Annotated in this window: 6 protein-coding genes; 2 read left to right on the top strand and 4 right to left on the bottom strand. The window is 58.8% G+C overall.

The genetic code is table 11. The annotated features are described in order from the left end of the window. Both AC5JJ6_RS32205 and lysM read left to right on the top strand, forming a co-directional pair. Window positions 1–2,475 (top strand): PAS domain S-box protein (locus tag AC5JJ6_RS32205; RefSeq protein ID WP_496045963.1); only part of this gene is annotated, 2,475 nt, incomplete at its 5' end. A 106-nt stretch (window positions 2,476–2,581) separates the two neighbouring features. Further along, the gene (lysM, locus tag AC5JJ6_RS32200) at window positions 2,582–3,037 is read left to right on the top strand and encodes a peptidoglycan-binding protein LysM (protein ID WP_496045962.1); all 456 of its coding nucleotides are present in this window, start codon (window positions 2,582–2,584) and stop codon (window positions 3,035–3,037) included. 229 nt (window positions 3,038–3,266) lie between these two features. Here lysM and AC5JJ6_RS32195 read toward each other — a convergent pair whose 3' ends face one another. The 4 genes from AC5JJ6_RS32195 to AC5JJ6_RS32180 all read right to left on the bottom strand — a co-directional run bounded on the left by AC5JJ6_RS32195 (window position 3,267) and on the right by AC5JJ6_RS32180 (window position 6,966). Then, window positions 3,267–3,680 (bottom strand): acyl-CoA thioesterase, encoded by a 414-nt coding sequence (locus AC5JJ6_RS32195; protein ID WP_496045961.1) that lies wholly within the window; start codon window positions 3,678–3,680, stop codon window positions 3,267–3,269. Between the two features lie 1,158 nt (window positions 3,681–4,838). Further along, on the bottom strand, window positions 4,839–5,084 hold the full coding sequence (locus tag AC5JJ6_RS32190; RefSeq protein ID WP_496045960.1) for a hypothetical protein: 246 nt from the start codon (window positions 5,082–5,084) through the stop codon (window positions 4,839–4,841). Between the two features lie 41 nt (window positions 5,085–5,125). Then, window positions 5,126–5,440 carry a hypothetical protein gene (locus AC5JJ6_RS32185; RefSeq protein WP_496045959.1) on the bottom strand — a complete coding sequence of 105 codons (315 nt, stop codon included), beginning with the start codon at window positions 5,438–5,440 and terminating at the stop codon, window positions 5,126–5,128. Window positions 5,441–5,454: 14 nt separating this feature from the next. Then, entirely contained in the window at window positions 5,455–6,966 is a 1,512-nt protein-coding gene (locus tag AC5JJ6_RS32180; RefSeq protein ID WP_496045958.1) for a hypothetical protein, read from the bottom strand. Between the last annotated feature and the right edge of the window lie 255 nt (window positions 6,967–7,221).

Raw genomic sequence — 7,221 nt, 5'->3', positions numbered from 1 at the left:
GTTCGAAGAAGCTTGTATGCCGCCACTGCTGGAGGCGCTGCCGCTTTGCTGATGACGTTGACGCTGGCGGGATGGGCTATGCGGGCAACCACGCGACGCCAGGAGGCCGAAAGCCAACTTAAGGCACTTCAGGCCGAGAAGGCGCTGGAGCAGCGTTTTGCGGATGTCGCGGATCATTTCCCCGGTGCGATATTCCGGCGCGTTCGTCACCCAGATGGCCGCATCGAACTCCCCTATGTCAGTCACATGATCATGCCCGATGACACGGCTGAAGGCGTGCCAGCCACCATCGAGCACCTGATGGAAATGGTGGTCCCGCTGGATCGGCAGCGTTGGTTCGATGCCGTGGCCGCGTCCGAACGCTCATTGTCGCCGCTCAACTTCGAGGGAGCGTTTCAGGATCACGGCGGCGGCACGCACTGGCTTCGGGCCAGCGCCAATGTTCGCCGGGATGAGGGCGGCAGTACGATCTGGGACGGTGTGCTGCTTGACATCACTGAACTCAAGGCGACCGAAGCGCGCCAGCAGCACAGCCAAAGCCTCCTGCAACTCGTTCTGGATCACCTTCCAATTGGTGTCTTCATCTTCGACGCCAACGGCCAGATACTTTCCGCCAACCCCGCCGCCGACCGTATTTGGGCTGTCAGACCAGATAGCGGCGTCCATGGAGATGCAGTGTATCGCGGATGGTGGGCGGAAACCGGAGACTCCGTTCAACAGCACGATTGGCCGGGAGTGCAGGCTGCGCTTCATGGCAAGACAGTGCTGAACCAAGCGATCTCGATTGAGTGTTTTGACGGTTCGCAGAAGACCATTCTGGTTTCAGGAGTTCCGCTGCGCGGCAGTGAAGGCGTGGATTGCGGGGCCATTGCCGTCATCGAGGACGTGACTGAGGAGAAGCGGAACGAGCAGGCACTTCGGGATAGTGAGCGGATGCTGAGGCTTGCTCAGAAGACGGCGAATGCGGGGGCTTATGAATGGGACATCCTGAAGAACCGATCCCAGTGGTCAGCCGACTTCGCTCGCCTGATCGGCAAAGCCGAGGATGTTGTACCATCCTTCGAATTGTGGGTCAGCGTTGTCCATCCCGACGACCGTGCCAATGCCTCACAGATCGTCCGTGAGGTCGCGCAGGGAAAGCGGGACACCTTCTCCATGCAGTATCGGATCGTTCACCGCGACCTTGGCCTGCGGTGGCTGGAGGGGACCGGTCATCTGATCCGCAACGCTGAGGGAAGGCCGCTTCGTCTAGTCGGCTTCAGCATGGATATCACCGAGCGCAAACGGGCGGAGCAGGCCCTCCAGGCATCTCGGGACGAGGCGCAGGACGCCCGAAGGGCGGCGGAACGCGCCGATCTTGCCAAGTCCAAGTTCCTGGCCGCAGCCAGCCATGACCTGCGACAGCCCGTTCAAAGCCTGTTCTTTCTGCTCGGTGTCCTGAGAGGACAGGTCAGTGACGCGCGTGCCGCCAAGGCCCTGACGCACGCCGAAGAGGCGCTCAACGCCTTGAACGGCTTGCTCGATGGCCTGCTCGATATGTCTAAGCTGGATGCGGGACTGATTGTGGCCAGCGTGTCAACTGTTCAGCTTCGGCCATTGCTTGAACAAATTGAAGCCGAGTCACGCCTGCTTGCTGAAGCAAAAAAATTGAACTGGTATATGGACTGCCTTGATTGTGCTGTGGAGACCGATTCCGCCCTGCTGGCCCGCGTTATCCGGAATCTCGTGGAGAATGCCATCCGGTACACGCAGACCGGCACCGTCTCGATCAGGTGTCGGCGTTCGGGCGACACTATCAAGATTGCGGTTGTCGATACCGGCATCGGCATCCCGGATGACCGCATCGAAGATATTTTCGCCGAGTTCGTCCAGATCGGAAACGCTGAGCGTGACCGAAGGCAAGGTCTTGGTCTCGGCCTCGCCATTGTGCGGCGCTTGACGCATCTGCTGGATCACCCGGTGGGGGTCCATTCAGTCGTTGGCTCAGGGTCGGAGTTCACCATCACCGTACCGGTTGCCACCATGCAGCCGATGGCGCAAAACCCGGAGATACTTGAGCCGGTGCTGGGCGTCAACGCCGCTGGCGGTTGTGCTCTCGTCATTGATGACGACCCAATGGTACTTCTGGCCTTGCAGACACTTTTTGAGGAATGGGGTTGGCGCATTATCGCGGCTCCGTGCCTACAAACCGCCGTTGATCGGCTGGATGAGGAGAATGCCTCTCCTCAGTTGGTCCTGTCGGACTACCGTCTGGAAGGCGATCTGACCGGCATCAACGTCATCCTGGCTCTGCGCGAACGATTTTCCAAACCGTTCACCAGTGTGCTCCTGACCGGAGACACGGCGGCCGAATGCAGGGATGTGGCCGCAAAGCATGGTATCACCGTCATGCACAAGCCCGTCACACCGGCAGCCCTTCAATCTGTTCTATCCGGTGTCGAGAAGACATTGCTCGGCACCGTGGTTCCGGCCTGACGACCAATTTACTCTCAGGGCATTGACGTATGATGATCAGGTTTAGGGAAGGCCGTTTTGCCGTCCCAACTGTTTCCCTGGCAGCGGACCATCACAGGAGGACACCTTGGGATTCTTTGATTTCCTGCTTGGATCAGGCAAGCAGGTCGAACTGAAGCCGGAAACCCTTAAGGCTGAGATCAACGGGATCGGCTACAACGCCAACGCCTACGAGGTGTTGGTCGATGAGAGCACCGTGACCGTCCGGGGCATGGCCGGAAGCCAGGAGGAGCGGGAGAAGGTGATCTTGGCGCTCGGCAATGTCGAGGGTGTGGAAAAAGTCGAGGACCAGATTGCCATCGCCACAGCCGCCGACCTGCCCGAAGGCAACCCGGTCCAGCCGGAGTCCCGCTTCCATACCGTCCAGTCTGGCGACACCCTGTCCAAAATCGCCCGCGAAATCTATGGCGATCCAAATGCTTACATGACGATCTTCCTCGCCAATAAACCCATGCTCAGCGATCCGGATCGTATCTACCCCGGTCAGGTGCTCCGCATTCCCGAGCGAGGCAATCTCACGTAGCGCCGACGAGCGGGCATTCCATTCCGGGATGTCCGCCCCCTTGAGCAAGTCAGTGCGTTCAGTAAGATTGTCCGATCACAACCCGTGACGGTTTCCATGATCCGGCGCATCATCGGCTTATCGATGCTCTGTTCTTCCGGGCTGGACAGTATCTTGAACAACGCGTGGTCGGCGTCGAGACCCATCAGGTGAACGTCCTGCTGAAGCCAGCCTGAGAGGTTGAAGATTTTTAGCTGGACTGAACAAGCACGGGCCGGGGGCTGCCGCTATCGTCCAATGCGACGAACTTGAATTCAGCATCGGTGACCTTGATCCGCGCACCCTGGCCCTGACGCAGCACCCACACCTCAACCGCCAACGTGATCGAGGTTGTGCCGATGGTGGTCACGTCGGTGTAGCAGCAAATCGCATCACCTACCCTAACCGGCTCCAAGAACGTCATGTTGGACACTGCCACCGTCACGACGGTTCCATTGGCGACTTTCGTGGCCGTCATCAGCGCCGCCGCGTCCATCACCGACATGATCCAGCCGCCAAAGATGTTGCCCATCGGGTTGATGTGCGACGGCATCGCCAACATGCGCGATGCCAGTTCACCACGCGGTTCAATTGAGGTGTTCGGTTTGTGGTGTAGCTGATGCATGGGTGGTCTCCTTTAAAAGACGCGAGACGACGTTCCACCCTGGTATCGGTTAAGGCCCATTATGCTGCATTGCAGCATGGGAGTCGAGTGCCGCTGCGTCAAGTGCAAACGCCCACTCCCGGAGCGGCAGGTATCTTCATGTCCGAGAGGCTCAAGCGGTGTCGAGGCGTTGGAAGGACGCCGATAAGCTGATAAGCGAGCATGGGACTCAAGGAACGTGAGACACTCCAGCCGTAGAGACAAGCTTCGTGCTGAAGTAGTAATGATAATGGTTATTCTCTACACCCTTAATAGTATGATACCGTGGGCTTTCCCCAGTCATCAAGTTCAGGGGGTTGTCATGCGTTACCACCTACGGAAGCCCGACCCAATCAGAGTGCTTCGGGAACCGTCATTGGACGATCTTCTCCGTGAGCCAATCATCATGATGGTGATGGCTTGTGACAATGTGACCGAAGAAGATGTCAGAAAATTGGTAGGCCGCGCTAAGGAGGGGCGGCGGACTATTTGCGACACTTGGCAGGCAGCGTAATAGCGGCGACAGGTAGCAGGCTGCCGACGCACTAGTTGTATGCGGGTCGGCACACGCCGCTGCGCAGCCCAACGCACCCGCCATCCCCGAGCGCCGCGCCCGGTTCCCCACCCCCACGCTCCCGGACACGCCAGCAGCCTTGCTTGCTGAGAGGTGGTGGAGGAGAAGCTGGAGCGAACGACTGCCGAACTCACCATCGAAACTGCGCGAGATCGCTTTGGAACTCTCCCGCGCCGCCGCCGCGCTGCCGCTGATTCCTGCAACGAAAATGCTTGCGACACAAGCGACCGTGGACCGCAACCATATCATGCCGGTCGTACGCGATCTGATGAGCAATGACGCGAACTGGCAGTCGGACGCTTGCGGTACGCTTCGTCACGGGCGCTCAGCGTCGAGACTAACGCCTGATCTAAGGAGGAGCACGGCTGGGCACTGGCCTATCTCGGCAAGACCGGCGATATCGAAGGTCGGAAGCCAGCGATACAGGAAGACCTGACGCCCTTGGGGCGTCACTGCGCAGTTTGGGCGCTGGGAGCGGCGAAGCCGATCCGGGACGCAGCGTGGTTTCGTCTTGGACGTTTGAGCGGGGGACCCGGCACTACCGGGACATCTGGCATCGCGGATCATTACTCCGCCCGCCGAAGCTTCGCCATCAGGTCATAGTCGATGCCGCCGAGTTTTCTGGTCTCGCGCGACTGCATCGCTTTCAGGCCGTCCTGTGCCTCCCTGATCCGGGTGTCCAGGGTGACGATCTGCTGGGTCAGCAGGGTGTTTATTGCGTCCTGCTCGTCCTTCGCCGCTTCCAGGGTTTCAATCCGCTCAGCCATGCTGGCAACCAGCGTCAGCAATTCATTCAGTAAGTCATTATCCATAAATTTGAATCCTCTTCGAATAATATAATAATATACTGTCGTTAGTTGCCCTGGCGTGGCGGCAGGTTCGCACTGAACCGAGCCGCCAATGCCGTTGAAATAAAGGCGCAGGTTACCCCCAGGTCCTTGCCGTCGCGCCCAGCGCGGTCCCCACTCCGGTGAGCAGGCCGATATAGCGGAAATCGCCGCCATGTTGTCCCCGCAGCCATACTCTGCCTGCGCTGGGTAAGGGTCAGATAGCCGACGACATCCACAATCCAAATCTCATCCGGTTCACGGTTCTCAAGAACCGCTTTCAGCATCGTGCGGAGTGCGTCGGCGGTCATGATGTCGGTCAGCCCGATGAAGAATTCCATCAGACTTCCGTTCGTCAGGATGCCTTCCTCGGCCGTCCGCGTCCCCGGTAGGTGCCTGCTGCGATTTTCTCAGCTTTCTCCTCGTCGCGGCGTTCCTGGGCCCGCTTGGCATCGCTTTGCCGAACCTTGGCGAGGTACGCCGCCTGCTCCTCCTCGGTCCGCACCACCGGCTTTGGCCCCGGCTTCGGTTGGTTGATGTGATTGATCCCTATGTCCTGATAAACCAATTTAACCGAAAATGGATAGTTGGTCTCCAGATACCGCTTTACCTCCTCGGCCTGTTGTAGGTCGTACAGGTTAATCACGACCGGCCGGGTATCATCTGGCACCCGCAGGGAGGTGCGCATGACGAATTGCTTCAGGTCTTCATATTCACGCGAACCGGTTACGTCTTGCGGCGTCAATCCAAGCTCTTGGTAGACCGGCAGCAGATTGGGCTCGACCTTGCTGGTGTAGAGCATGCTGCACGTCGTAAACGCCCGCCAGTCGTTGACCCCGCTGACCTTCGGTGAAATCCAGCACGGGATGCGATCGGTCGCGATCTCCTTCCTGATATTGGATGTCCAGAAATGGTTCGTCGGGTCGGTGTTTGCCCGCACCCACTCGATCCAGGCTGGCAGGCACTCGGCCCCCGCTGGTACGCCACCGGCGTCCCGCAGTTGTTTATTGCCGAACCAGAAGTAGCTTCCGCTTACGTGGCGGTCGGTAAAGTACCGGATCGTCACGTCACGCGGTTGCCAGACCCGGCTGGCGACTTTGAATTCCTCAAGCGAAACCTCGGGGAAATTGTGTCCGATCATCTTCGCCGTCATGCTGTCTCGAAAGGCGTTGCCGACAACGCTGATGGAGTCAAATGCCGCCAGTTCATTCGGCGACCAGATCGACCACCAGCGCCATGTCGCACCGGGGATCGACATCTCAGCCCAATCGCGCAGATCGCAAACTACGCCTTGGCGCGATACCACGCGGCGGTGGAAGGTGACCCACTCGCGCATGTTCTGGTCGGTCGCGTAGTCCGCCACGGACGGCGCTCCGGTTTTCGCCAGAATGCGCGAGAACCGCGTTGACCCGTCAAGGGGAGCCAAGCTGTAGCATCCGTCGAAGAACCGCCACGAGGCGGTCGTCTGGCACTCCTCCATGTCGAGGATGCTCGGCACCTCGTCAATGTCGATGCTCCACCCGCTGAAGCCAGACAGGTCAGCCCCTTTCACCGCCTCATGCGTGACGATCAGCACGACATGACCAAACTCACGAAATTGATTGGCGGCCTGACGGAACTCCCGCTTGACCGAAACCGTTCCGTCGTCCGAGCCCAGACGCGGGCTCCTGATCTGGCGGATCAACGGCGTCAGGCCAACTTTCATGGCTGCGTCACGGATGCGTCGCTCACGGTCATCCATGACATCGCGCCGATCTACTGCCAGCACGTGCAGGCCGGGCGTGTGCCCGATCTTCCGAACCAGATACTCAGTCTTGCCATCGCCGCAACGCGCACTACAGTAGTTCAAAGCGACCTTCTTGCTCAATTTCTTGTTCTCCTACAATAAATGCGACCGGCGTCCTCAGTTAATAACGTCGGTCTGTTCCTATATATATTTATAGAATTACGGGGTGCGGAATAACTGTTGTCAGGTCTACACGACCTGACGCAGTTCAGTCCATATCAATGAGGTGCTGATACACAATGATCACATGCGTAAACGCTTCCTTAACGAGGAGCGGAGCGACCATCGACAAATTGGCAAGAAAGACCTGAAAGGGCGGCAAAGCCGCACACGAGG

Source organism: Skermanella sp. (assembly GCF_059503625.1).
This window is presented reverse-complemented; position numbering and strand designations above follow the sequence as displayed.